The organism is Bordetella ansorpii (genome assembly GCF_900078315.1).
In the GTDB taxonomy this organism is placed as follows: domain Bacteria; phylum Pseudomonadota; class Gammaproteobacteria; order Burkholderiales; family Burkholderiaceae_B; genus Bordetella; species Bordetella ansorpii.
Map to the genome: position 1 here is coordinate 1 of NZ_FKBS01000008.1, position 26,329 is coordinate 26,329.

General features: G+C 70.1%; 14 protein-coding genes. 4 read left to right on the plus strand and 10 right to left on the minus strand.

Annotation, left to right across the window (positions count from 1 at the left end; translation table 11 throughout):
* Positions 1-8,118, plus strand: an 8,118-nt coding sequence (locus A7W11_RS04080; RefSeq protein WP_066408650.1) for a non-ribosomal peptide synthetase, incomplete at its 5' end; no start/stop codon positions are given.
* A 96-nt stretch (positions 8,119-8,214) separates the two neighbouring features.
* Here the strand turns inward: A7W11_RS04080 and A7W11_RS04085 are convergent.
* The 8 genes from A7W11_RS04085 to A7W11_RS04120 form a co-directional block, all read right to left on the minus strand.
* Entirely contained in the window at positions 8,215-9,000 is a 786-nt protein-coding gene (locus A7W11_RS04085; protein ID WP_066408654.1) for an ATP-binding cassette domain-containing protein, read from the minus strand.
* Positions 8,997-9,860 carry a siderophore-interacting protein gene (locus tag A7W11_RS04090; RefSeq protein WP_066408657.1) on the minus strand — a complete coding sequence of 288 codons (864 nt, stop codon included), beginning with the start codon at positions 9,858-9,860 and terminating at the stop codon, positions 8,997-8,999. Before A7W11_RS04090 ends, A7W11_RS04085 begins: the two co-directional genes overlap by 4 nt.
* The gene (gene fhuB / locus A7W11_RS04095; RefSeq protein WP_066408661.1) at positions 9,857-11,815 is read right to left on the minus strand and encodes a Fe(3+)-hydroxamate ABC transporter permease FhuB; all 1,959 of its coding nucleotides are present in this window, start codon (positions 11,813-11,815) and stop codon (positions 9,857-9,859) included. The genes A7W11_RS04090 and fhuB overlap by 4 nt, the downstream gene beginning before the upstream one ends.
* A complete protein-coding gene (locus tag A7W11_RS04100) occupies positions 11,812-12,714 on the minus strand; it encodes an ABC transporter substrate-binding protein (protein ID WP_218188570.1) in 903 nt (300 codons plus the stop codon). The genes fhuB and A7W11_RS04100 overlap by 4 nt, the downstream gene beginning before the upstream one ends.
* 11 nt (positions 12,715-12,725) lie before the next feature.
* Positions 12,726-14,945 (minus strand): TonB-dependent receptor, encoded by a 2,220-nt coding sequence (locus A7W11_RS04105; protein ID WP_082887074.1) that lies wholly within the window; start codon positions 14,943-14,945, stop codon positions 12,726-12,728.
* An 89-nt stretch (positions 14,946-15,034) separates the two neighbouring features.
* Complete coding sequence (locus A7W11_RS04110; protein ID WP_066408669.1) at positions 15,035-16,318, minus strand: lysine N(6)-hydroxylase/L-ornithine N(5)-oxygenase family protein; 1,284 nt, start codon at positions 16,316-16,318, stop codon at positions 15,035-15,037.
* Positions 16,318-17,442 (minus strand): GNAT family N-acetyltransferase, encoded by a 1,125-nt coding sequence (locus tag A7W11_RS04115; RefSeq protein WP_082887075.1) that lies wholly within the window; start codon positions 17,440-17,442, stop codon positions 16,318-16,320. The genes A7W11_RS04110 and A7W11_RS04115 overlap by 1 nt, the downstream gene beginning before the upstream one ends.
* Positions 17,443-17,547: 105 nt before the next feature.
* Positions 17,548-18,480, minus strand: a complete 933-nt coding sequence (locus tag A7W11_RS04120; RefSeq protein WP_066408682.1) for an alpha/beta hydrolase — start codon at positions 18,478-18,480, stop codon at positions 17,548-17,550.
* Positions 18,481-18,706: 226 nt separating this feature from the next.
* Between A7W11_RS04120 and A7W11_RS04125 the strand changes: the two genes are divergently transcribed.
* On the plus strand, positions 18,707-21,100 hold the full coding sequence (locus A7W11_RS04125; RefSeq protein ID WP_162270242.1) for a penicillin acylase family protein: 2,394 nt from the start codon (positions 18,707-18,709) through the stop codon (positions 21,098-21,100).
* Between the two features lie 91 nt (positions 21,101-21,191).
* Positions 21,192-22,859, plus strand: a complete 1,668-nt coding sequence (locus A7W11_RS04130) for a cyclic peptide export ABC transporter (RefSeq protein ID WP_066408689.1) — start codon at positions 21,192-21,194, stop codon at positions 22,857-22,859.
* A 48-nt stretch (positions 22,860-22,907) separates the two neighbouring features.
* Here A7W11_RS04130 and A7W11_RS04135 read toward each other — a convergent pair whose 3' ends face one another.
* Both A7W11_RS04135 and A7W11_RS04140 read right to left on the minus strand, forming a co-directional pair.
* Positions 22,908-24,275: a heavy metal sensor histidine kinase gene (locus A7W11_RS04135; protein ID WP_066408698.1), complete on the minus strand. Its 1,368-nt coding sequence runs from the start codon at positions 24,273-24,275 to the stop codon at positions 22,908-22,910.
* Positions 24,272-24,970 (minus strand): heavy metal response regulator transcription factor, encoded by a 699-nt coding sequence (locus A7W11_RS04140; protein WP_066408702.1) that lies wholly within the window; start codon positions 24,968-24,970, stop codon positions 24,272-24,274. Before A7W11_RS04140 ends, A7W11_RS04135 begins: the two co-directional genes overlap by 4 nt.
* 283 nt (positions 24,971-25,253) lie before the next feature.
* On the opposite strand from A7W11_RS04140, the gene A7W11_RS04145 reads away from it, so the two are divergent.
* Complete coding sequence (locus A7W11_RS04145) at positions 25,254-26,273, plus strand: LysR family transcriptional regulator (protein WP_066408707.1); 1,020 nt, start codon at positions 25,254-25,256, stop codon at positions 26,271-26,273.
* The last annotated feature ends 56 nt before the right edge of the window (positions 26,274-26,329 follow it).

A 26,329-nucleotide genomic window follows, 5' to 3' on the forward strand; every position in this document is an offset into this window, starting at 1 on the left:
GGGGCCGAGACGCAGCACCTGATCTGGACCAGCCACCATCTGCTGCTGGACGGCTGGAGCAAGACGCAGCTGATCGCCGACGTGCTGGCCCGTTATGGCGGGCAGCCCATGCCGCAACGGCCGGGCCGCTATCGCGACTACATCCAGTGGCTGCAGGACCAGGATGGCCAGGCCAGCCTGGCCTATTGGCGGCAATGCCTGCGCACGGTCGAGGCGCCCAGCCTGCTGGCGTATCCGCGCCCGCGCGAGCTGCCCGCCGCGCAACGCCGCACGCAGCGCCAGGCCGTGCTGGATGCCACGCGCACGCAACAGTTGCAGGCCGTGGCGCGGCAGGCCCGCGTCACCCTGAATACTTTGCTGCAGGCGGCGTGGGCAGTGGCGCTGAGCCGCCACACCGGCCAGCGCGCCGTCACCTTCGGCGTCACGGTGGCGGGCCGGCCGATGAGCCTGCCCGGCGCGGATCAGATGCTGGGCCTGTTCATCAATACCCTGCCGGTGGTGGCGCACTGCACGCCGGGCGAGGCGCTGTGGGACTGGTTGCGCGGCCTGCAGGCGCAGAACCTGGCCTCGCGCGACCATGAATACACGCCGTTGAACCAGATCCAGCGCGCCGGCCCCGATGGCACGGCCGCGCTGTTCGACACCATTCTGGTGTTCGAGAACTATCCGGTCGATCAGGCGCTGCGCGACAGCGCGCACGACGGCCTGAGTTTCGGCGACCTGCAGGGCGAGGGCGGCAGCCACTATCCGCTGACCTTGCGCGTGATGGTGGGCCGCGAACTGGCGCTGGACTACCTTGCCGACCTGGCGTGGATCGACGCCGCGCGCGTGCAATCCATGGCCGACGATGTCGACGCGTTCCTGCAGGCCATCGTGGCGCTGCGTGCCGGCGCGCGGGACACCGCGCCACGGTTGGCGGACGCGGCGCCCACGGGCGCGGCGCAACCGGGCTTGCAGACGCTGCCGCTTGCGCGGGCCCAGGCCGACGTGCTGGACCTGTGGCAGGCCCAGGTCCAGGCGCGGCCCCATGCGGGTGGCGCGCAGGACGCCCTGGGCCGGCTCGACCATGCCGGACTGGACGCCGCCAGCGAGCGGCTGGCGCAGGCCTTGCGGCAGGCGGGGGTCGGCCCCGAGGTGCGCGTGGCCGTGCATGCCCCGCGTGGCGTGCCGTTCGTGCTGGCCGTGCTGGCGGTGCTCAAGGCAGGCGGCGCCTATGTCCCGTTGGATCCCGCCTTGCCCGCCGACCGCCTGGCGTACCAATTGCGCGACAGCGCGGCGGCCCTCGTGCTGGCCGCCCAGCCGCTGGCCGCGCCGGTGGACATCCCGGTCTGGCCCTTGCAGGGCTGGCCCGTGCGGGACAATGCGCCGCCGGCTTATGGGTCCGTCGCGGCATCAGGCCAGTTGGCCGCCGCCACGGTACACCCGCGGCAGGCGGCCTACGTCATCTATACCTCCGGTTCGACCGGCCAACCCAAGGGCGTGGTCGTCACGCGCGGCGCGCTGGCCAACTACGTGCAGGCGCTGCTGGCGCGCCTGGACCTGCCGCCGGGCGAGGGCAGCATGGCCATGGTGTCCACCGTGGCGGCCGACCTGGGCAACACCACACTGTTCGGCGCCCTGTGCGGCGGACGCCTGCTGTACCTGCCGGGCGAGCAGGAGGCGTTCGATCCCGATGCCTTCGCGGCGGCCCTGCGCGCGCATCGCGTCGAGGTGCTGAAGATCGTGCCCAGCCATCTGCAGGCGCTGCTGTCGGCGCGGGACGCGGCCGGCGCCTTGCCGGCGCGCTGCCTGGTGCTGGGCGGCGAGGCGACGGGCCGCGCCTTGCTGGACCGCATCGCCGCGCTGCGGCCCGATCTGCGGGTGTTCAACCACTATGGCCCGACCGAAACCACGGTCGGCATCCTGACCCAGCCCGCCGAAGGCGCCTTGCTGCACAGCGAGACCCTGCCCATCGGCGTGCCGCTGGCGGGCAATACGGCCCATGTGCTGGACCAGCATCTGAATCCGGTCCCCCCGGGCATCGCGGGCGAACTCTACCTGGGCGGCGCGCAGGTGGCGCGCGGCTACCAGGGGCGCGCCGGGCTGACCGCCGAGCGTTTCGTGGCGCATCCCGGCCTGCCGGGGCTGCGGCTGTACCGCAGCGGAGACAAGGTGCGGCAACTGTCCGACGGCAGCCTGCTGTTCCTGGGCCGCCTGGACGACCAGGTCAAGCTGCGCGGTTACCGCGTGGAACCCGACGAGGTGGCCCGCGTGCTGCGTGGCCTGCCCGGCGTGGCCGACGCCGCGGTGATCGCCCGCGCCGATGCGCAAGGCCGCCTGCAACTGCATGCCTATGCGGCGCCCGCCGCCGGGCGGGCGATCCCGTCCGCCGCCCTGCGCACCGGGTTGGCGCGTGTGCTGCCCGACTACATGGTGCCGGCCACCTTGACCGTGCTGCCGCGCCTGCCGCTGACCGCCAACGGCAAGCTCGACCGGCGCGCCTTGCCCACGCCCGAGGCGCCCAGCGCCGCGGCCTCGTACGAAGCGCCCGTGGGTGCGGTCGAGACCGCCTTGGCGGCCATCTGGGCCGACCTGCTGAAGGCGCCCCGCATGGGCCGCCACGACAACTTCTTCGAGCTGGGCGGCGATTCCATCCTGACGCTGCAGATCGTGGCGCGGGCGCGTCGCGCGGGCCTGGCCATCACCGCCCGGCAGATGATGCAGGCCCAGACGGTGGCGGCGCTGGCCGAAGCCGTGGCTGCTGCGCCGTCCGCCGCGCCGGCGGCGGCCGTGGTCGATCCGGCGCAGCCCTTCGGGCTTACCCCGATCCAGGCGTGGTTCTTCGAGCAGGACTACGCCGATTCGCACCACTGGAACCAGTCGCTGATGCTGGCGGGCGAGGGCGCCGTCGATCCCCGGCGGCTGCAACGGGCGCTGGCCCGCCTGAGCGCGCATCATGCCGCGCTGCGCCTGCGCTTCACGCGAGACGCGCAAGGGTGGCGGCAGCAGGTGGCGCCGGCCGGCGAGGTGCCCGAACTGGAGGTCATCGACCTGCGCGACCACGCCGATCCGCAAGCCGCGCTGGCCGATGAGGTCGAGCGCCTGCAACGCAGCCTGACGCTGGCGCAGCCGTTCCGCGCGGCCTGGCTGGACCTGGGCCGGGCGGGCAGCCGCCTGCTGCTGGCCACCCACCACCTGGTGGTGGATACCGTGTCATGGCGCATCCTGCTGGAAGACCTGGAAAGCTGCTACGAGCAAGCGGCGCACGCCGCCTCGTCCGCGCCGCTGGCGCACGGCGCCACCTGGCAGGCCTGGGCCGCGCGCCTGCACGAGCATGCCGCCAGCCCGGCGGTGCGGGCCGAACTGCCGTACTGGCAGCAGGTCTGCGGTCAGCACGAACCCGATCTGCCCGGTCAGGCACAGGGAGGCAATACGGTGGCGGATGCGCAGACGCTGTCGTGGGAAGCCGATGAGGCTTTCACGCGCCAGGTGCTGGTGGATGCCGCCCGGCTGGGCCGCGTGCGCATCGACGAACTGCTGCTGACCGCGCTGGCCCGCACCCTTTGCGCCTGGACCGGCCGGGACAGCGTGCTGGTGGAGCTGGAGGGACATGGCCGCGAGGACATCGGCGAGCTGGACACCAGCCGCACGGTGGGCTGGTTCACGGCGCTGTATCCGCAGCGGCTGGCCGCCCGCGGCGTGCACGCGCGGGACGACCTGAAATCGGTGGTCGGCGCACTGCGCGCCGTGCCGCAGAAAGGGCTGGGCTATGGCCTGCTGCGCTATCTGCATGCCGATGGCGCGGTGCTGGCCCAGGCGCCGTATCCCCAGGTCAAGTTCAACTACCTGGGGCAGTTCGGCGAACGCGCCAGTGAGCAGGCGGCCTGGGGCATCGCCCCGGAAAGCGCGGGCGCGCAACGTGCCGCCGGCAGTGGCCGGCGCGCCTGGCTGGACGTGGGCGCACGCGTCTATCAGGGCCGCCTGACGCTGCAATTGACCTACAGCCGCAACATTCACCCGACCGGGCAGATCCAGGCGCTGCTGGACGCCCTGCGCGGCCATCTGCAGACCCTGCTGGCCCATTGCCTGAGCGGCGCGGCAACGCTGACGCCGGCGGATTTCCCGCTGGCCGGCCTGGACCAGGCGCGGCTGGACGCACTGCCGATCGAGCTCTCGCAGGCCGCCGACCTGTATCCCCTGGGGCCGATGCAGCGCGGCCTGATGTATCACAGCATGCTGGACGAGGCGGGCTCGGCCTACGTCAACCAGTTGCGCGTGGACATCGAGGGCCTGGACACGCAGCGCTTCATCGATGCGTGGCGCGCCGCCGCCGAGCGGCACGCCATCCTGCGCACCGGTTTCGTGCCGGACGACGCCCAGCCCCTGCAGTGGGTGGCGCGCCACGCCGCCTTGCCGGTCGAGGAACTGGACTGGCGCGGCCGCGGCGATCTGCCGCAGGCGCTGGACGACTATGCCGCCCGCCAGGTAAGGGCATTCGACCTGGCGCGGCCGCCGCTGCTGCGGCTGGCGCTGATCCGCTGCGGCCAGCGGCGTCATCATTTCGTGTGGACCCGCCATCACCTGTTGCTCGATGGCTGGGGCACCTCGCAGCTATTGGGCGAAGTGCTGGCGCGCTATCACGGCGCCGATCCGGGGCCCGCGCCGCGTCCCTACCGCGACTACATCGCCTGGCTGGCGGGCCAGGATGCGGCCTCCCATGAACACTGGTGGCGTGCCGAACTGGCGCGGCTGCCCGAACCCACCCGCCTGGCCGATGCCTTGCGCCGCCCGGCGGCGGACCCGGCGGCCCAGGCCAGCCACGGCGTGGTGCAGGCCCGCCTGGACGCCGGACAGACGGCCGAACTGCTGGCGGCGGCGCGACGCGAGCGCGTGACGCCCAACACCCTGGTGCAGGGCGCGTGGGCCCTGGCGCTGGCGGCGGCCACGGGCCAGGCCACCGTGGTGTTTGGCGCCACCGTGGCCGGCCGGCCAGCCGACCTGGCCGGCGCCGACCGCATGCTGGGCCTGTTCATCAACACCTTGCCGGTGGTGGTGGATACCCCGCAGCAGGTTGCCGTGGGCGCCTGGCTGCGCACGCTGCAGGACCGCAACCTGGCGGCGCGCGAGCACGAGCACACGCCGCTGCACGAGATCCAGCGTTGGGCCGGGCATGGCGGCGAGGGCCTGTTCGACAGCATCGTGGTGTTCGAGAACTATCCCGTGGACGCCACGCTGGCCGAGCATCGCCAGCGCGAGCTGCGCTTCTCCAACGTGCAGACGCGCGACCTGACCACCTACCCGATGGACGTAGAGGTGCATCTGGCCGACGAACTGTCGGTCAAGCTGATCCATCGGCACGACATGCTGCGCCAGGACGACGTGCAGCAGTTGGCGCAGACCTTCACGCACCTGCTGCGCCAGTTGGCGCACGATGCCGGCCAGCCCTTGGGCGCGCTGTCGCTGACGGGCGAGACGCAGCAGGCCGACCTGCACGACATGGCGCGCGGCCTGGGCGCCGCGCCGCTGACCCTGGCCATTCATGAGCAGATCGCCGCGCAGGCATTGCGCCATCCGTCATCCGACGCCGTGCGCGTGCAGGACACGGTGCTCAGCTTCGCCCAACTGGATGCGGCCGCCAACCGCCTGGCGCATCATCTGATCGCCGGCGGAGCGCGGGCGGACACCCGCATCGGCGTGGCCTTGCGGCGCTCGCCGCACAGCCTCGTCGCCTTCCTGGCGGTGCTCAAGGCGGGCGCGGCCTACGTGCCGCTGGATCCGGCCAACCCCGATGAGCGCAACGCCTACATCGCCACCGACAGCGGCCTGGCCAGCATCCTGACCCAGGAGGACCTGGCGCACCGGCTGCCGGCCTCGGTACCGCTGATCTGCGTGGATACCCTGGACCTGGCCGACGCGCCGCCGCACGATCCGCGTGTGCCCGTGCATCCCGGACAACTGGCCTATGTGATCTATACGTCGGGCTCCACCGGCAGGCCCAAGGGCGTGGCCGTGGCCCACGGGCCGTTGGCCATGCACTGCCAGGCCGTGGCCGACATCTACGGCATGCAGCCGCAATCGTGCGAGCTGCACTTCATGTCGTTCTCGTTCGACGGAGCCCATGAACGCTGGCTGACGGCCCTGAGCATCGGCGCCGCCGTGGCCTTGCGCGACGATGAACTGTGGGAGCCGCCGCAAGCCCTGGCCGAGCTGGCCCGCCACGGGGCGGCCAACGCCGCTTTCCCGCCGGCCTATCTGACACAGATGGCGGAGTGGGCAGAGTCGCGCAACGAGGCGCCGCCCGTCGAACTGTATGTGTTCGGCGGCGAGGCCATGCCGCGCGAGGGCTATGACCGGGTCCGCAAGCATCTGCGTCCGCGGCTGCTGATCAACGGCTATGGCCCCACGGAAACCGTGGTCACGCCGCTGATCTGGAAGGCCCGGGCCGACCAGGGCTTCGATTGCGCCTACGCGCCGATCGGGCAACCGGTGGGCCGCCGCGTGGCCTATGTGCTGGACGGCCAGATGCGCCTCTTGCCGCGCGGCGCGGTGGGCGAGCTGTACATCGGCGGGGAAGGGCTGGCGCGCGGCTATCTGGGCCGAGGCGGCATGACCGCCGAGCGTTACGTGGCCGATCCCTACGACCCGGCCGGCGGCCGCCTGTACCGCACCGGCGATCTGGTGCGCTGGCGCGAGGACGATCAGCTGGAGTACGTGGGCCGGCTCGACCATCAGGTCAAGATCCGGGGATTCCGCATCGAGCTGGGCGAGATCGAGGCGCGCCTGCGCCTGCTGGCGGGCGTGGCCGACGCGGCCGTCATCGCCGTCGAGGGCGCGGCCGGCGGTCAACTGGCAGCCTACGTGGTGCCCGAGGCGGGCGAGGATGCCGCCGCGCTGGCGGCCCGCGTCAAGCCGGGCCTGGCCGGCGCCTTGCCGGACTACATGGTGCCGACCCACGTGATCCCGCTGGCGGCGCTGCCGCGCCTGATCAGCGGCAAGCTGGACCGCAATGCCTTGCCGGCGCCGGAAAGCCAGGCGGCCGGCCAGTGGGTGCCGCCCTCGACCCCCGAGGCCCAGGCCGTGGCGGGCGTGTGGCAGAGCGTGCTGGGCGTGGAACGCGTGGGCCAGACCGACAACTTCTTCGAACTGGGCGGCGATTCGCTGCTGAGCCTGAAGGCCATCGGCCGCATGGCGGCGCTGCGCCTGCCGGGGCCGCGCCTGACGCTGCGCGACCTGCTGCAACGTCCCACCATCGCGGGATTGCTGCGCCTGGACGCGGCGCCCGCCAAGACCCCCGCCACGGCATCGCCGCTGGTGCCGCTGGGGGGATCGGATCAGGACGCGCCCGCGCTGTTCTGCGTGCATGCGGGCTTCGGTACGGTCTTCGACTACCAGCCGCTGGCACGGGCCTTGCAGCAACAGCGGCCCGTGGTCGGGGTGATGTGCCGCATGCTGCTGGACCTGGCGCACCAAGACACGGGCTTGCCGCAGATGGCGGCGGATTATGCACGGGCCATCCGGCAGGCCCAGCCGCAGGGCCCGTATCTGCTGCTGGGCTGGTCGCTGGGCGGCACGTTGGCCGCGCTGGTGGCCGCCCGCCTGGAGGCCGAAGGCCAGCGCGTGGACTACCTGGGCCTGATCGATCCGTACGTGCCCGCGTCCGACCCACGCGAACCCTTGGCTTGGCACGCCGAGGCACAGGCCTTCGCGGCGGCGCTGGGCGGTTCGGCGGACGTGGCCGGCCTGCCCGCCAGCGTGCCGGACAGCGAGGCGGGCGTCGCCGTGCTCGCGGATTGGCTGGGCCGTGCGTTGCCGGCGTCCCGCCTGGGCCATCCGGCCTACGCCGCGATGAGCGATGCCGAACTGGCGCGTCATCTGGTCGTGGGGTACCGCTTGCGGCGCCTGTCGCAGGACGGGCCGGCCGTGCCCGCGCTGCGCGTGCCGGCATGCAGCTGGTGGGCGGCGCAACGCGCCGGCGACGCCGCCGGCGTGCTGGCCCGTCAGCTGGGGCAGCCCGACATGGTGTCGGTGCGCGTGCAGGCGTCCCATGACGACCTGCCGGCGCATCCGCGAGTGCTGCAGGACGTGGCCGATACGCTGGCCGGTCAGGTGGGGGTACGGTCGGGCCTGGAGTCGGTGTAACGCGCGCGGCGGCTTCTGGTCCGGACCGGAAGCCGCCTGCGGGCAGCATTCAAGGAAGGCGGACCGCGCCCCGGAACGTGGCCCAAGGCCGTGGGCTCAGCAGGCCAGCGCGACGGGCTTGCCGGTGGCCTGCTGCATCGTCACTTCCATGTCGATGCCATAGATGCGGCGCAACTCGGCCGGCTGCATCAGGGCTTCGGGCGTGCCGCGCGCGATCAGGCGGCCGCTGTGCAGGGCGATGATCTCGTCGCAGAAGCGCGCCGCCATGTTGATGTCGTGCAGCACGACGATCACGGCCACGCCTTTTTCGCGCGCCAGGCGGTGTACCAGCGACAGCACGTCGAGCTGGTGCGCGATGTCCAGGGCCGAGATCGGCTCGTCCAGCAGCAGGCACTGGGCATCCTGCGCCACCAGCATGGCCAGCCAGACGCGCTGGCGCTCGCCTCCGGACAAGGTGTCGACCAGACGGTCGGCGTAATGGCCGATGTCGGTCAGTTCGATGGCCTCGGCCACCTTGCGCCGGTCGGTGGGGCCGAAACGGCCCAGCGCGCCATGCCAGGGATAGCGGCCCAGCGCCACCAGTTCATGCACGCGCATGCCGGAGGCATCGGGCGTGGTCTGCGGCAGATAGGCCACCTTGCGGGCGTAGGCGCGGTCGCTCCAGGAGGACAGCGGCTCGCCCTGGAACCGCAGCGTCCCGGCGCTGACGGGCTGCTGGCGCGCCAGCAGTTTCAGCAGCGTGGACTTGCCCGAGCCGTTGTGCCCGATCAGGGCGATGGCGCGGCGCGCGGGCAGTTCCAGCGTCAGGGGATGCAGCAGTTCCCGGCCGGGCACGGCATAGCGCACGTCCTGCAGGGTATAGAGCGGGGTGTCGGCGGTCATGCGCGGGCGTCCTTGGCCGGGGGATCGGCGCGCCAGTACGACACGCACAGACTATTGGGTTTGTAGGTGGCCAGCAGCGGCCGCAGGGCGCCGGCCACCCTCCATTCGCCCGCCATCCAGACGAACAGCGAGGGATCGGGCGCGGGCAGGCCGGCCAGGGCCGCGCGCACCCCGGACAGCAGCAGCGGGCTGGTCGAGGCGCGGGCGCCGTCGCGGTACAACCAGTGCACCGCCATGCCGGCGGGCGCCGCGAAATCGATGCGCTCGGCCGCGCCGTCGACTTCGATCAGCATGGCGCCGCGCGCATCGGCGGGCAGCGATTCGGCGATGCGCGCCATGGCGGGCAGGGCGGTCTCGTCGCCCGCGATCAGATATTGGCCGGCGGGGCGGGCGCCACGGCCGCAAGGCCGGGAAATGGCGCAGATGTCGCCGGGGCGGGCGGCTTGCGCGAAAGCACTGCCCGGTCCACGGGGACGATGCAGCACGAAGTCGATATCGACCCAGCCAGCGCGCGCATCCACGCGGCGCAGCGTGTAATAGCGCGCCGCCATGTCGCCGGCCAGGCTGGCGGCGGCCCGCGCCAGGTCGGCGCCGTCCGCCACCCGGTACAGCGCCGCTTGCACGGCGTCGTGGCGTCCCAATTTGGGCACATACAGACGCACGTGCAGTTCGCCAGGGTCTTCGTAGGGCGCCAAGCCCGTGCCGGCCAGGCGCAGCCTGACCATGCGGGGTGTCAGCGGCGTGGCGGACACCACTTGCAAGGGCAGCAGGCGGTCGTCCTCGCGGGTGGCCGCGCCCTGCGGCGTGTCTTTTGGCGTGTCTTCCGGGGCGCCGGCGCTGGCGTGTTCCGGCTGGCTCATGCGCGTCTCCCGAGCAGGTAAAGCAGGAAAGGTCCGCCGACCAGCGCGGCCAGCAGGCCGGCCGGCACCTGGAAGGGGAACAGGATGTTGCGTCCGATCCAGTCGGCGGTCAGCAGGATCAAGCCGCCGATCAGGGCCGACGCCAGCAGATGCGAGCCGGCGCGCTGAAAGCCCGCCAGCCGCGCCAGATGCGGGCCCATCAGGCCGGCGAAGCTCAGCGGGCCCACCAGCATGGTGGCGCCCGCCGTCAGCACGCTGGCCAGCAGGAACAGCATATTACGGCTGGCCTGCAGGCGCAGCCCCAAGGCCTGGGCCTGCACCGCGCCCAGCGGCAGCAGCTCCAGCCAGCGCCGCATGGCCGGCACGCACAGCAGCCCCAGCGCCAGCAGACCCGCGGCCAGCGATGCCTCGGTCACGCTGACGGCGTAGGTGGAGCCGGACAGCCAGGCCAGCAACTGGTTCAGCTGCGGATCCTGCGACACCATCAGCACGGCGGTGATGAAACTGGACACCGAGCCCAGGGCGATGCCGATCAGCAGCAGCCGTTCGCCGTTGAAACCCGGCTGGCGCGACAGCAGACGCATCAGCGCCAGCACCATGAAGGCGCCCACGCCGCCCGCGGCGATCTGGATGGGCCGGGTGACCTCGTCCAGGCCCAGGGTGGCGCAGATCACGCCCAGGATGGCGCCCGACGACACGCCCAGCACTTCGGGCGAGGCCAGTGGATTGCCGGTGGTGCGCTGCATGATGGCGCCGGCCAGGGCCAGCATGGCGCCGCCGCTGAAGGCCGCCAGCGCGCGCGGCGCGCGCCAGGCCAGCAGTTCCGACGGCACGAACGCCGACAGCGTCCATCCCTCGGCCCCACGGGCGATGCCCAGCGCCGCCCAGGCCGCCAGCGCGGCCAGCAGCGTCAGCCCCACCAGCACGCGGCCCGGATGCGTCAGGCGCCGCGCGCCGTGCGCGGTGTCCGATTGCGGCGCCAGCAGCTTCAGGCGCCGGATCAGCAGGAACAGCAGCGGCGCGCCCAGCAGACCCGTGATGGCGCCGGTGGGGAACACCCGGAAGGTGACGGGCATGGCCTGCACCAGTTGATCGGCCGCGCCCAGCAGCAGCGCGCCCATCAGGCCGGACCAGAACAGCATGGCCCCCGACGTGCGCACGCCGCCCGCGCGCGCCAGCGTCGGCGCCGCCAGGCCGATGAAGCCGATGATGCCCACGGCCGAGGTGGCCAGGGCCGCCAGCGCGGCGGCCACGGCCAGCGTCAGGAAGCGGAATGCCGCCAGCGGCAGGCCCAGGCTGCGCGCGTTCTCGTCGCCCAGGGCCATCACGGCCAGCGGCCGCAACAGCAGCGTGGCCGCGACCACGGCGACCAGCACGCGCGGCCACAGGTAGTTGGCGACCCGCCAGTCCTGTTGGTCCAGAAAGCCCGCGCCCCACAGGATCTGCCCGGCCAGGTAGTCGTAATAGAACAGGGCCAGCACCGAACTGACCGCCGCGCAGTACAGGCTGACGATCAGGCCCGACAGAATCACGGTGACGGGTGACAGCCGCTTGCGCCACGACAGCACCAGCACCGCCGCCAGCGCCAGCAGCGCACCGGCGAAGGTGACGGCCTCGGGCGCGCGCGCGGCCAGGCCGGGTGCGAACAGCGTCACGATGGCCAACGCCAGATACGCGCCCGCCGAGACCCCGAGAGTGGACGGCTCGGCCAGCGGGTTGCGCAGCAGCCGCTGCAGCAAGGCCCCCGCCAGGCCCAGCGCGCCGCCGGCCAGCACGGTCACGGCCAGGCGCGGCAGCAAGGAGTAATACACCATGAGCGTGCGGGTTTCCTGCTGGGCGTGCGCCGCGCCATCGGTGGGCAGCACCGCCGTCAGGTTGTACAGGCCGACCCCCCCCATCAGCAGCGCCAGCGCCAGGGCGATGAGCAGCGTGCGCCAGCCTTCGTGGCGGCTCATGGCCGGCCTCCGGGCAGCAAGGGAGAGGGTGCGGCCCCCGGGGCCAGCGCCCGCGCCACCAGTTGGGCGAAGCGGCGCGCCGGCGGCAGGCCGCCGTAGAACAGCACATTGGGAATGATCGCCACGCGGCCCGCGCGCGAGAACGGCAGACTGGCGATCACGGGCGCGGCCAGGGCGCGCGCCAGGTATTCGGGCCGATCGGTGCCCACGGCCAACAGGCGCGCCTCGGGCTGGCGCAGCAGTTGGTCCACCGACACGGTCAGGTGGCCAAAGCGCGACACGGGACCATCCCAGGCATTGGTGATGCCATAGCGGTCCAGCACGCTTTGGAACAGGCTGCCGCGCCCGAACACCAGCATGCGCCGGCCATCCAGCACCGTGGCCACGTACAGCGGACGGCCGTCATAGCCTTGCAGAAGCCGGCGGCCTTGGTCGATGTCGGCCATGCAGGCCTGGGCGTAGGCCTGCGCGGTGTCCTGCAAGCCCAATTGCGCGCCCAGGCGCAGCAGCGCGTCCCGGCCGGCCAGAAAGGGATCCGGCGCGCCGCCGGGCGGATACGGGTCGAAGCGCAGGGTAGGCGAGATGCGGCTCAGCAAGGGTTGCAAGGCCAGCATTTCCGAACTGTAGACCTGCAACTGCGGCGCCAGCGACACCAGCAGTTCGAAGTTGGGCTCGGCGCGCAGCCCCAGCTCGCGCGTTTGCGGGCCGGGGTCGGGCTGCACCACCACGCGCCGGTACAGCTCGATCTCGGGCATGGCCAGCGGTGCGACGCCCAGGGCCATCAGGTTCTGGGCGCTGACCCAGTCCAGCGCGGCGATGCGGCGGCCAGCGGCCACCGCATCGCGCAACGCGAACAGCAACAAACCGCCGAGCAACGCCCGGCGGGAAGGACTGCGCAAACCCGCCTGCATCAGAACTGCATCTGCGCCGAGAAAGCCACGCTGCGCGGGCTGCCCAGGTAGTAGCTGCTTTGCCAGTAGTCGCGGCCCGCCACGTTGTTGACGTTCAGGCGCAGCGTCAGCGGGTGTCCCGTTACCTTGGTGGCGTATCGAAGGCCGACGTCGAACGTGGTGTACGACGGCAGGCGGCTGGTGTTGGTGGCCAGCGCGTACTGCTTGCCCACGAAGTAGACGCCACCCGTCAGGCTCAGGCCCGGCACGGCGGCCAGGGCGTACTCGTTATAGAGCTTGGCCATGATCTTGGGCGTGTTCATCGGGGCGCGGCCGTCGTTGACGCCGCCCTCGACGTTGGCCGTCAGCATGGTGACGCCGCCCACCACCGTCCATGCATCGAGCGGCTTGCCGAAAGCGGTCAACTCGGCGCCACGGTGGCGTTGCCTGCCGTCCTGGCCGTAGACGTTGTTCTCGTCGAGATACTCGTAGGCCTTCTCGATGTCGAACAGCGCGCCGGTCAGCAGCATGCCGCCCACTTGCGCCTTGACGCCGAATTCCTTCTGCTTGCTCTTCATCGGCGCCATGATGGCGTTGGCGTTCTCTGCCGTCGAGGGTGCGACACCGCCTTGTTCCAGACCTTCGATGTAGGTCGCGTAGGTCGTCAGCCAGCTGGTGGGCTTGTAGATCAGCGAGAAATTGGGCGAGTTGCGCGATTTGTCGTACTTCGGGTCGATCGAATCACCGGTGGGCGTATTGCCGGTGACCTCGATGGTGCTGTGGTTGACGCCGACCAGGGCCGACCATTGATCGTTGAAGCGGATCGTGTCGCCGATCATGAAGTTGTCGTTCTTGGTGCGGCTGGCGTAGTACCGCGAGTTCGCGGGCCGGGCGGGCCAGTCGGGCTCGGGCACGTGCGTGGGGCCGTCGGCGAACAGATTGGGGCCGAGGTAGCCCGTGTTGGGCGAGTACGTGGTCTGCCAGGCCTTGTCGGTGTAGCCGTAGTAGCCGAACGTGATCTTGTGGCCGATCGGACCGGTGTCGAACGACACGTCGGCCAGCGCCTGGGTGGCCTCGGCTTCGGACTTGGTGGGGCCGGAGTGGATGCGGATCTGGTAGTACTCGGTGGCCGAACGCACCGAGTTCATGGTGTGATCCTGCGTGGGGCGGTCCTGGTTGTCGCGCGAATGGGCGAAGCGCAGGGTCAGGTGCTCGTTGGCCTCGTAGGTAGCGCGCGCCGTGATTTTCTTGCTTTCGATACGATCCTTGATCCAGGGCTGGCCCCAGTTCTTGCTGGCATCCGGCGCCTTGATGCGCGGCACGCCTTCGCGGAACGTCCAGTAGGCGGTGGGCGCCTCGGTGCGGTAGTCGCTGTACGAGCCCATCAGTTCGAGCTTGAGGCGATCGGTGACGCGGAAGTCCAGCGCCACGCTGGCCAGGGTGCGATCGATCTTCTGGTCGTCGACCGCGGTCTCGCCATCCTGGCGCACCAGGTTGACGCGATAGCCGAAGCGGCCGTCCTCGTCGATGCGGCCGCCGAAATCGCCATGCACGTAGTACTGGCTGCCGCCGTAGTTGCCCACGGTGACGCTGTTCAGGCGTTCCATCGTGGGCCGCTTGGTGACGTAGTTGACCATGCCGCCGGGCGAGGCCGCGCCGAACAGGAAGCCGGACAGGCCGCTCAGGATCTCCACGCGTTCCTTGTCTTCGATCGACGTGGCGAAGCCGTAGGCGCGGCGCAAGCCGTCCTCGGCGCGGTCGTAGCTGCTGAAGCCACGGATCTTGACCATGGGGGCCCAGCCCGCGCCCTGAGGCACCTGCGTCAGCGCCGTGGGGCTGATCTTGTAGACGTCGTCGGGCGACTGGGCCTGGACGTTCTGCATCAGTTCTTGCGAGATGGTGGTGATGGAATAGGGCGCGTCCATGACGTCCAGCCCGCCCAGGCCGCCCACCGAGGTGACCGTGCTGGTGCGATAGCCGTCGCTGGCCTTGCCTTCCTGCTGTTCCACGTTGTTCAGGTTGGCGCCGATGCCCGTGCCGATGACCTGCACGCGCGGCAGCGTCTGCACCTGCCCGTTGGCGGTGGTGTCGTCGCTTTGCGCCGAATACGCCGGATAGGCCGCCGCCAGGCTGGCGCCCAGCACCAGCAGGCGCAATCGGTTGGGTTGCAGGGCAGGGGATTTGCCTTCGGTAACCCGCGCATTCCCCTGGCCGATTCGGAGTTTTCTAGAGTGCGTCATGCCTATTCTTTTATAAAAAAACTGCGTTTGAGAAACTGAATCATCCGTGTTCAATAATGCGGTTGCACAGGATCTGGCCAAAAATCAGATCAATGGAAGGCTGGCGCCCGCGGCGGTACCAAGTGCGTCAACAGCGCGCTGCGGATCTCGTCGCTGCGCACGGCGATCAAGGACAACAGCGTGTCGCTCAGCCCGTGGCTGGTCTCGCACGCGCCTTGCAGGAAAATCGGTACGCGCAGCGCGGCATCGGCGCGCAGGCGATAGTCGCGATCGACGTCGAAATTGCCCAGGTACGGCGCCAGGGGGGCCAGCAGCGCTTTGTGGTGGGCGCGTTCGTACCCCGTGGCCAGCACGATGGCGTCGTAGCTGGCGCTGAATTCGCGCTGCTCGTTCAGGTCACGCAGATCGATCTGCACGGCCTGCGCAGTGGCGCGCACGGCCGAGACCTCGTGGCGGCGCAGGAACCGGTGGCGCGCCTGGCCCGCCACGCGCTGTTCGTAGAACACCTTGAAGATCTGCTCGATCAGTTCCAGGTCGGGGCTGGCATAGTTGGTGTGCCAGAACTCCTTGAGCAACTGGGCCCGCTCCTCGGCCGTGCGGCTGTAGATGTGGTCGACGAACTCGGCATTGAAGACCTCGTTGACGAACGGGCTGTCGTCCGAGGGACGGATGGCGCGGGCGCGCATGATCAGGTCGACGCACGGCGCCTGGTGGCGGCCTTGCAGGTCCATGAACAGCTCGGCCGCGCTCTGGCCGGCGCCGATGATGGCCACCCGCTGGGCGCTGCCGTTGCGCTCGACGTTCTGCAGATAGGTGCTGGAGTGGAACACGCGCGGGTCGTCCCGCAGGGCGGCGAAGACGTCCGGGATGTGTTCGCGCCCGCCGATCCCCAGCGCCAGGCTGCGGGTGCGGCGCACGCGCTGCATGCCGTCGCTGGTGCGCGACACCACGCGCACCACGTGTACCGCGCCGTCCTCGACCTCGGGCACGATGGACTCGACCGTCTCGCCGTAGGCGCAGCTGTCCTCGAAGTGCGAGGCGGCCCAGGCCAGGTAATCGTTGAACTCGTGGCGGCTGGGGAAGAAGGTCTTGAGGTTGATGAAGTCCTGCAGCCGGCCCTTGGTGTGCAGATAGTTGATGAAGGTGAATGCGCTGCGGGGGTTGCGCAGCGTCACCAGATCCTTCATGAAGGATATCTGCATGTGCGCCTGCTTGAGCAGCATGTTGCGGTGCCAGGCGAAGTCGGGCTGGCGTTCGATGAACAAGGCATCCACGGGGCGGCCGCGATTGTGCTCGCCGTGTTCCCGCAGCGCGATGGCCAACGCAATGTTGGAAGGTCCGAAGCCGATACCGATCAGGTCGTGGATGTGCATCAAACAGGCTCCTGCTGGGGGGAAACGGCGCCAGGCGCCGCGGTGTCCGCGTGGGGAATCCAGAGCGCTTCGCCGAAGTAGCGTTCGCGCGTGAGCATGCCCAGCATCGCCCGCTTGTGCGGGAAGTCGAAATGCTTGAGCAGTGCATAGCCGCAGCGGGCCAGGCTCTTCATCATTTTCCGGTTGTCCCAGCGCGGCTCGATGACCAGCCGCTGCGTGCGGCAGTCGTCCAGAAACAGATAGTGCGAGATTGCCGGCATCCAGGCCGTCAGCCAGGGCTTGCCGCGGCGGTCGGCCTCGCCGATCAGCACGTGCCAGCCACGGTCGTAGTCGGCGGCGTCGTAGTAAGGCGCGATGCGGTCTTCCTTGGCCCAATAGGTCTCGAAATAACCAAAGGGCTGGTCGTCGAAGCAGCCGATCAGGCCCAGTGCGTGCGGGTCGCCGGCGATGCGTTCGACGTAGGCGCGATGCCGCTCCAGCTCGCCGGCTTCTTCCCAGAAGGCATCGACCACGGGGTCGTTCATCCAGCGGTGGAAGTGCGGCAGATCGCGTTCGGGGTCCAGCACGCGCAGCGACAGGCTGCGGTCCAGCCAGGGAATATGGCGGCGGTAGACCGTGCCCTGCGGTTTGGCCGGGCGGCGCGGATGACGCCGGCCCTCGCTGACCGCATAGCCCTGGGCGTAGGGGGCGCGTGCGGCGGGCAGCCAGGCGGCCGGGTGTTGCCAGATCGCCTCGCGGCGGGCCCGCCACCGGCCGTTTTCGGCGGCGGCATCCAGGGCGCCGCTGGCGCGCAAGGCCTCGATGATGGACGCGCCCAGGCTGGCATCCAGCAACAGCGTGTCGCGGCCGGGGTGCGCGGTGAAGACCGCCTGCAGCGCCGCCAGTGCCGTATCCGGATCGCCGGCCGCCGGATCGCCGGCCGCCGGATCGCCGGCCGGCGCGGGTGCGGCCAGGACCAGCGTCCGCCCGTGTTCGTGTACGCCCAGGCGCGGGCCGCCGTCGCCCACCTGCACCGCATCCTGCGTGACCCGCACGTCCGTCCAGCGGCCGTGCAGCAGGCAGGGCGCGGCAACGGCCTCGGGCGGCGGCATGACGGCCAACGTGCTAGAGCGGGCAATGGACATGGGCGGGCGTCTCGGCGGGTAAGGAACGGCATGCGGAAAGGCCGGGCGCGGCACGCCCGGCTTTCCCATGTGGCTGTCGGGGTGACGAACGAGGGCGCGGAATGTTCACGGCGGGGTCAGGGTCCGCAGGGCGTGCGCCAGCCGGCTGCGCAGCGCGGCGGCTTCGTCGGTGATCATGCCCAGGCGGGCGAAATCGTGGACCATGCCCGCGCACAGGTCCCATTGCACGGGTACGCCGGCCTGGCGCAGGCGGTCCGCATAGGCCTGGGCTTCGTCGACCAGCGGATCGTGGTCGCCCACGGCCAGGTAGGCCGGCGCCAGCCCCGCCAGGTCGGACGCCGCCAGCGGCGCGAAGCGCCAGTCCCGCCGGTCGGCCGGATCGCGCAGGTACTGGTCGAACATCCAGTCCAGCGTGTGCTTCTCCAGCAGGTGACCGCGCGCCAGGCGCAGATGCGACGCGCTGTCCTGGTGGCTGGCGGTGCAGGGGTACAGCAGCAATTGCAACAAGGGCTGCGGCCGGCCGTGGGCCCGTTCGTCCAGGCACAGCGCGGCGGCCAGGCTGCCGCCCACGCTGTCGCCGCCCACGGCCAGGCGGGCCGGGTCCAGATCCAGGCAGTGCGCCTGCGCGCGCAACCAGGCCAGCGCGTCCCGGGCATCCCGAAAGGCCGTGGGAAAGCGGTGCTCGGGCGCCTTGCGGTAGTCCAGCGCCAGCACGGCCCAGCCCGACTCCTGGGCCAGGCTGCGGCACAGGCTGTCGTGCGATTCCAGCCCGCCCAGCACGTAGCCGCCGCCGTGCAGAAACAGCAGCGCCGGCAGCGTGCCGGACGCGCCACGGTACAGGCGCGCCCGCAAGGTGGCGCCGTCGCTGGCGGTCAGGCTCAGATCCTGTGTGGGCACGTCGGGGCCGGGCAGGTCCATCGCCTCGGTGGCCGCGTCATAGGCCGCGCGGGCACGCTCGATACCCAGTTCTGACAAGGGCGGATTGCCACTGTGATTGACCAGTTCCAGGAAGGCGTCGATGTCGGGGTGCAGAGGCATGTGGGCAGCGTGGGAAAGGCAGCGGTATTGCCTTCAGGACGAATGAACCGGCCAGGCGTTCAGCCCGTGCGCCGTCCCCGGCCGGCGGCGCGAGGCAGGCTCCACCAAGAGAAATGAACATCGGCCCGCCTCATCCGTCCCGCTTATGCGGGCACTGGGGCCCGTATCGGTCGTCAGGGTTGCATCGATGTCGTATTTCCCGGGTGGGACGAGGAGCAGGGCGGGCGTGGGTCGGCGCATTCGCCCCCTATGGCGGTTCGTGCTGGGCTGTCTGGTGTGGGGGGCGGGCCTGCCGAGCGTGGCGCAGGACCAGCCCCGGGTCGAAATCCGGCGCACCACGGGCGACGTCGCCCATGTGCGCGCCGACGACTGGTACGGCCTGGGCCTGGGCGCCGGTTACGCGCAGGCAGAGGATGCGCTGTGCACCCTGGCCGACGGCTACCTCACTTACGCGGGCGAGCGGTCGCTGCACTTCGGGCCCGACGGGCGCCGAGCGCAGGGCCGCTACGCCACCGAGAGCAATCTGGATCTGGACGTGTTCTTTCGCGCCGTGGCGGGTCCGGTGCAGGTGCGGGCCTTCGAGCAAGACCAGCCGCCGGCCCTGCGCCAACTGGTGCAGGGATATGCGGCGGGCTACAACCGCTATCTGGCCAGCCAGCCGGCAGGTCAATCCTGTGCCGGGCAGCCCTGGGTGCATCCCATCGCGCCGCAGGACGTGTATCGCCGCATGATCGCCGCGTCCCTGGCAGGCGGCTATGCGCGCTTTGCCAAGGCCATCGCCATCGCCGCGCCGCCGGGCGTCGCGACGCCGGGCACGGCCCCCTCGTCATCCGCGCAACGGCCAGCCGGCACGCAGAACCTCGCGGCATTGCTGCAATCCGAGTTGGGCGTGGCCGGTGGCCTGGGCAGCAATGGCATGGCCTGGGGGGCCGACGCCACCGGACAGGAGCAGGGCGTGCTGTTCGGCAACCCGCATTGGTTCTGGGGCGGCCCGGACCGTTTCCACCAGATTCACCTGACCTTGCCGGGCCAACTCGACGTGGCCGGCGTGGCCATGTTGGGCGCTCCGGTGGTCATGATCGGCTTCAACCACGATATCGCCTGGACACACACCGTGTCCGCCGCGCGGCGCTACACCTTCACCTCGCTGGAACTGGATCCCGCTGATCCCACGCGCTACCGGGTAGACGGCCGCAGCCTGCCCATGCGGGCGCACCGCATCACGGTGCCCGTGCGGCACGCGGACGGCAGCGTGGGCACGGTATCCCGCACGCTGTACGACAGCCGCTTCGGCCTGTTGCTGCGCCTGGACAACGATGGCGCCGCGCTGGGCTGGAGCCGCCAGCGGGCCTGGGCGATCCAGGATGTGAACGCGTCCAGCCACGGCGCGTTCGCCAATTTCCTGCAATGGGGCGCGGCCCGCTCGCTGGACGCCTTCGTGGACATCCAGCGCCGCATGGCGGCCATGCCCTGGGTCAATACGGTCGCCATCGGCCGCAATGACGGCCGGGTCTGGTATGCCGATGTCGGCGCCATGCCCAATGTGCCGGACACGCTGCGCGCGCGCTGCGCTTCGCCGATGGCGGCGGCGCTGGCGTCCGTCGACCCCTATGTGCCGGTGCTCGATGGCAGCCGTTCCGAGTGCGGCTGGATGCGCGATCCGCGTGCCGCCGTGGCGGGCGCCATGCCCGCGGCCGCCATGCCGCAACTGCTGGCCCGCGACTACGTGGCCAATATGAACGACAGCCACTGGCTGCCGAACCCCGCGCATCGGCTGGAAGGCTTTGCCGCCAATCTGGGCGGCGAGCGCCAGCCGTTGCGCCTGCGGGCACGCCAGGGACTGGCGATCGCCCAGGCCCTGGCGACACCGCCCGCGCGCTCGGCCGCCGCCCTGGCCGAGCGCGCGGGCGCCGCCTTGCTGGACGCCCACTCGTACACGGCGCAGCACTTCCGTGCCGGCGTGCTCGATCAGGCCTGCGACCCCGCGGCGCCGCCGGCTGCGTCCGAGGCCTCCGACATCGGCGCCGCCTGCCGCATCCTGCGCACGTGGTCCGGCGCCGCCGATGCCCAGGCCCGCGGGGCGCTGCTGTGGGAGGCCTATTGGCAGCGCCTGTCGCGGGTGCCGGCCCGGCGTCTGTACGCGCGGCCGTTCTCGGCGGAAGATCCGCTGCACACCCCGGGCGCGCCCACGCTGCCGCGCGACGAACTGCGCCGTCTGCTGGCGCAGGCACTGGACGACCTGCGCGCACGCGCCATCGCGCCCGACGACCCCTTGGGCGCGCACCGCTACGTCCAACTGGGCGGGCAGACCGTGCCGCTGTTCGGCGGCTGCGAGGACAGCGGTTACTTCACCATCGCCTGCCCGGCGCGCGGCGCGCAGGCGATGTCGGCGGCGGCCTATGGCAACAGCTACCTGCAACTGGTGTATTTCGACGCACAGGGCGTGCATGCGCGCACCATGCTTGCGCACGGGCAGCAGGACAGCGCCCTGGCCGGCGGCCCGGGCGGCGACAGCGTGCGCCGTCATGCCCAGCGGACCTGGCTGGATTTCCCCTACGCGGATGCCGACATCGCCCGCGATCCGGCCCTGCGCACGCGCTGGCTCTACTATTCCGAATGAACACGCACGGCCGTCGTTCGTCATCCAGGTTCAATCCTCCGCGATCCGAGGCCGCCCGCGGCTATCGGCCACGCACGTTACAGGCGCCCCCATGACCCAGACCCGAGACCAGAAGACGGTAGAGGTATTCCGACTGCTCAAGCCGTTCTGGCCCTGGCTGACGCTTTCCGTGCTGACCGGTATCGCCGCGGGCCTGGCCACCGTGGCCCTGCTGGCGACCATCAACCGCGTGCTGCACAGCAGCGCGGGCATGTCCGGCGCCGTGCTGGCGGTATTCATCCTGCTGTGCGCCATATCGCTGGTAGGGCGCACCGTGTCCGACATCGCGGCCAACCTGGTCGGCCAGCGCCTGGTGGCCGACGTGCGCAAGACCCTGGCGCAGAAGATCCTGGCCGCGCCCATCGACGCGCTCGAACGCTACCGCAGCTATCGCCTGATGCCGGTGCTGACCCAGGACGTCGACATGATCAGCGACGTCGCCTTCGTGTTGGCCTCCACCTTGATCTCCGTGGCGGTGGCGCTGGGTTGCCTGGGCTATCTGGCCTATCTGTCGCCGTCCATGTTCGTCATGCTGGTGGTCATGATGACCATCGGCACCGTGTTGCAAAGCCTGGCCCAGGCGCGCGGCGTGGCGGGTTTCCGCAAGGCGCGCGACCACGAAGAGGCGCTGCACAAGTCCTATCGCGGCATCAGCGAGGGCGCCAAGGAACTGCGCATGCACCGCGAGCGGCGCAAGCGCCTGTACGCGGGCTACATCGGCGCCACCGTGGACGCCATCCGCCAGGTCAACGGGCGGGCCATCAGCACTTTCGTGATCGCGCGGGCGTTCGGCTCGGCGCTGTTCTTCTTGCTGATCGCCATGATTCTGGGCTGGGCCGCGTGGCGGCCGGTCGACCCAGAGGCCCTCAGCGGCTTCGTGCTGGTGCTGCTGTTCCTGAAGGGGCCGATCGACCAGATCCTGGGCACGCTGCCCAGCATCGGCCGCGCCAAGGTGGCGTTCCAGCGCATCGCCGACCTGTCGGCGCGTTTCGCCACGCCCGAACCCCACCTGGACCTGGACCTGCCGTCCACCCAGGCCGAACTGCAAGAGGGCATCACCCTGAGCGGCGTGCGCTACCGCTTCGACGCGGTGGGCGACGCCGCGCCCTTCGAACTGGGTCCGATCGACGCGCAGTTCCGCCGTGGCGAAATGGTCTTCATCGTGGGCGACAACGGCTCGGGCAAGACCACCCTGATCAAGCTGCTGCTGGGCCTGTACGCGCCGCACGAAGGGCAGATCCTGCGTGACGGCGCGCCGGTGACGCCGCAGACGCGCGACGACTATCGGCAACTGTTCACCACCGTCTTCTCCGATTTCTATCTGTTCGAAGACCTGGCCGATGCGCAGTCGCTGGGCGCGGCCGCGCAACCCTACCTCGAGCGCCTGGAGATCGCGCACAAGGTGCGGGTCGAAGACGGCGCCTTCAACACCCTGGATCTGTCCACCGGCCAGCGCAAACGGCTGGCCCTCGTGCATGCCTATCTGGAAGGCCGCCCGGTGATGGTGTTCGACGAATGGGCCGCCGACCAGGACCCGACCTTCCGCCACCTGTTCTACACCGAGCTGCTGCCGGACCTGCGTCGGGCGGGCCACCTGTTGATCGTCATCTCGCACGACGACCGCTACTTCCATGTCGCTGATCGCATCCTGCGCCTGCAGGCGGGCAAGATGGTGCAGGAGCCGGCACAGGCGGTGGCCGAGGCGCCGCTGTCCGCCTGAACCCGCCTACGCGGCACCTGCTGACCGAATCGCCGCAAGACGGCCGGATCAAGGCTTCAACAACAGCCGGAAACCGAACGTGTTCACCCCGCCTTCGCTGCTCATGAACACGTCACCGCCGTGCATCCGCGCGATACCCCGCACGATCGACAGCCCCAGGCCATGATGCGCGCCGCTGCGGGTGCGGGCTGCATCCGCGCGATAGAAGCGCTCGAACAGCTGCGACTGTTGCGCGACGGGGATCGGGTCGCCGTGGTCCGACACCTTCACCGCGGCATAGTCGCCGTCCTGCGTGATGGTCACGGTGACGGTGGAGGGCGCATTCGCATAGCGGGCGCTGTTGGACAGCAGGTTGGCCAGCGCGCGGTGGAACAGGCGGCGGTCGGCGCAGACCTGCACGTCGCCGCGCAGCACCACGGCCATCCGCCGCTCACTGAAGGATTCTTCCAGATACTCGACGGTCTTCTCGGCCTCTTCGCGCAGCGAGATATGGCTCAGTTCGGACGCCCGGGTGCCGTTCTCGGCGCTGGACAGGAACAGCATGTCGTTGACGATGCCGCTCATGCGTTCCAGTTCTTCCAGGTTCGAGGCCAGCAGGTCCTGCAGTTCGTCGGCCTGGCGCGGCTGGCTCAACGCCACCTGGGTCTGGCCGATCAGGTTGGTCAGCGGCGTGCGCAGCTCGTGCGCCACGTCGGCGTTGAAGCCTTCCAGTTGCCGCCAGGCCGCTTCGCGGCGCTCCAGCGAATGGTTGATCGATTCCGCCAACTCGCGGATTTCGTTGGGCGCGGGATCGATGGCCAGCCGCTGGCGCGGATCGTTCGGCGGCAGGGCATTGGCCTGCTTGCTCAGGCGCCGCACCGGGCTCAGCCCCACCTTGGCGACCCAATAACCCAGGATCGCCACGAGCAGGATGCCCAGGCCCGAGGCGACGCGCAGCATGTAGACGAAGCGGTCCTTGGTGTGCAGGTACGAGGTGGAATCCAGGGCGATGACGAAGCGCACGGCCGGGCGTTCGCCACGGCCGGCGATCTTGCGCGACAGCAAGCACCAGATGCTTTCGTTCTCGTCGCGCACGATGTGCACGACGTCGTCCTTGAGCAGCCCGCCGTCGTTGATCTTGGGCGTGGGGCCGTGGCGCCAGCGTGCATCGTCCGACAGGATCCAGTAGCGGATGCGGCCGTTTTCCTGCATGGCGTTCAGCTTGGTATGGACCACGCCCCAGTCCGCGTAGTTGTCGCGCGACGAAATCATGGGGTCGAGCAGCGTATGCTGCAGGGTCAGTTCGCCGCGGATCTGGTTGCGCACGGCCTCTCCGAGCACGTGGTAGAGCACCATGGCCACGCTGCCGAACACGACCGCGCCCGTGATGGCGATCATGGCCGCCAGGCGGCCCGCGATGGACAGCCGGCGGATCATGCGACGGCGGCGGGCAGGCCGTCCGCGCGCGCCTCCAGCACGTAGCCCATGCCGCGCACGGTGTGCAGCAGCTTGTTCTCGTACGGGGCGTCGACCTTGGCGCGCAGGCGCTTGACGGCCACTTCGACCACGTTGACGTCGCTGTCGAAGTTCATGTCCCAGATCTGTTCGGCGATCATCAGCTTGGACAGCACTTCGCCCTGGTGGCGCGCCAGCAGCGTCAGCAGCGAGAACTCCTTGGCCGTCAGTTCCAACCGCTGTCCGGCCCGCACGGCGCGGCGCGCCAGCAGGTCGATGGACAGGTCGTCGATGTTCAGGACGGTGGCCTCTAGCGTGTCGGTCCGGCGGCGGGTCAGGGCTTGCAGCCGTGCCACCAGCTCGATGAAAGAAAAGGGTTTGGCCAGGTAGTCGTCGGCTCCCTTGCGCAGGCCATCGACGCGATCCTGCACGGTGCCGCGCGCCGACAGCATGATGACCGGCGTGGATTTGCGGCGGCGCAGGTTGTCCAGCACGGCGTGGCCATTCATGCCGGGCAGCATCAGGTCCAGCACGATGGCGTCGTAGTCGAACTCCAGCGCATAGTGCAGGCCGTCGGTGCCGCTGGCAGCCGTATCGACCGTATAGCCCTGTTCGACCAGGCCGCGAAGAATGTAGGAAGAGGTCTTTTCCTCGTCCTCGATGATCAGGACACGCACGGGGGTTATTGCCTTTCTTATGGACACGCTACGGGCGCACTGGCCCAGTTCGGGGTGAACTGTAGGAAATGTAGCGGGTCGAGGGCCTGTCCGCCAACTGACAATTTTGTCAGGCTTCGGGATAGGGCCGGATTGCTGTCATTCTGTCAGCAACGCGTCAAGGCACTGACAGGCACGGACTCCTAAAGTCTGGCTGGCTTGTTGCTTGTGGCGACTCGGGATGTCGGGGCTGCGTCCCGCAGCCGCCTCGTTCGCCGCCTGCCAACCGGCATAAGGACGAATCATGAGACTGTCCAGCAACGGCTTCAATTTCAACGACATCGTGTTCTTCGTGGAGGTCGCCAAGCGCCAGAGCCTGTCGCGCACCGCCGAATCGATCAACGTGCCGCCCTCGACGCTGTCGCGCCGCCTGCAAGCGCTGGAGCAGCACCTGGGCGTGGAACTGCTGGCGCGCAGCACGCGCAAGATCGCCCTGACCGAGGCGGGCAAGCTGTACTACGAGCGTTGCCGGCAACTGGTGGAACAGGTGTCGGACGCGCAGGACGTGTTGCTGCAGCAGGGCATCAAGCCCACCGGCACGCTGAAGATGCTGCTGCCCGACCCCCTGGACGCGCTGCAGTTCTCCATGCTGGTGCAGGCGTTCGCGCAGGACTGGCCGTCGCTGGATTTCCATTGCGACTACACGGGCGGCCGAGGTTGGGATGCCAGCCGCGAGTTCGACGTGGCCGTGCGTTGGGGCGTGCAGCCGGATTCCGATCTGGTGGCGCGTTGCCTGGGCTTCGTGCCGTTCCGGCTCTACGCCTCGCGCGATTATCTGGCCAGGCACGATAGTCCGCAGGCCCCGGAGGATCTCGACCGCCATGAATGCCTGCGCTGCGACGTCTGCCCGGAGCTGACGTCGTGGACGCTGGTGCAGGACGATGAACGCGCTGGCGTGCGGCCCCAGGCGCGCCTGCGCGCCAATGACCTGGAGATCGTGCGGCGCTTCGCATTGGCGGGCATGGGCATCGCCGCCTTGCCCGCCACGGGCATCTCGGATTCGCGCCTGGTGCCCGTTCTGCCGCACTGGCGGCTCGATCCCGTCGGCATCTATGCGCTGTTCGGCAGCCGTACGCCGCCGGCGCGCGCACGCGCTTTCGTCGACTTTCTGGTGGACCGCCTGGCGGTGCTTTCGCGCCGTTCCAGCGTGCTCGATTCGGTGTCCGACGTGTTGCCGGATGTGCCTGACAGAAATGACCCGTTCGCGTCCGGAAAGGGTCAGGCGTGGGCCCCTAAAGTGGATGCATGGACGCTCAGCGCCTAGGGCCTGTTAACCCTAAAAGGAGCCTCGCACAGCCGGGGAATCGGGCGGCAGGCTAG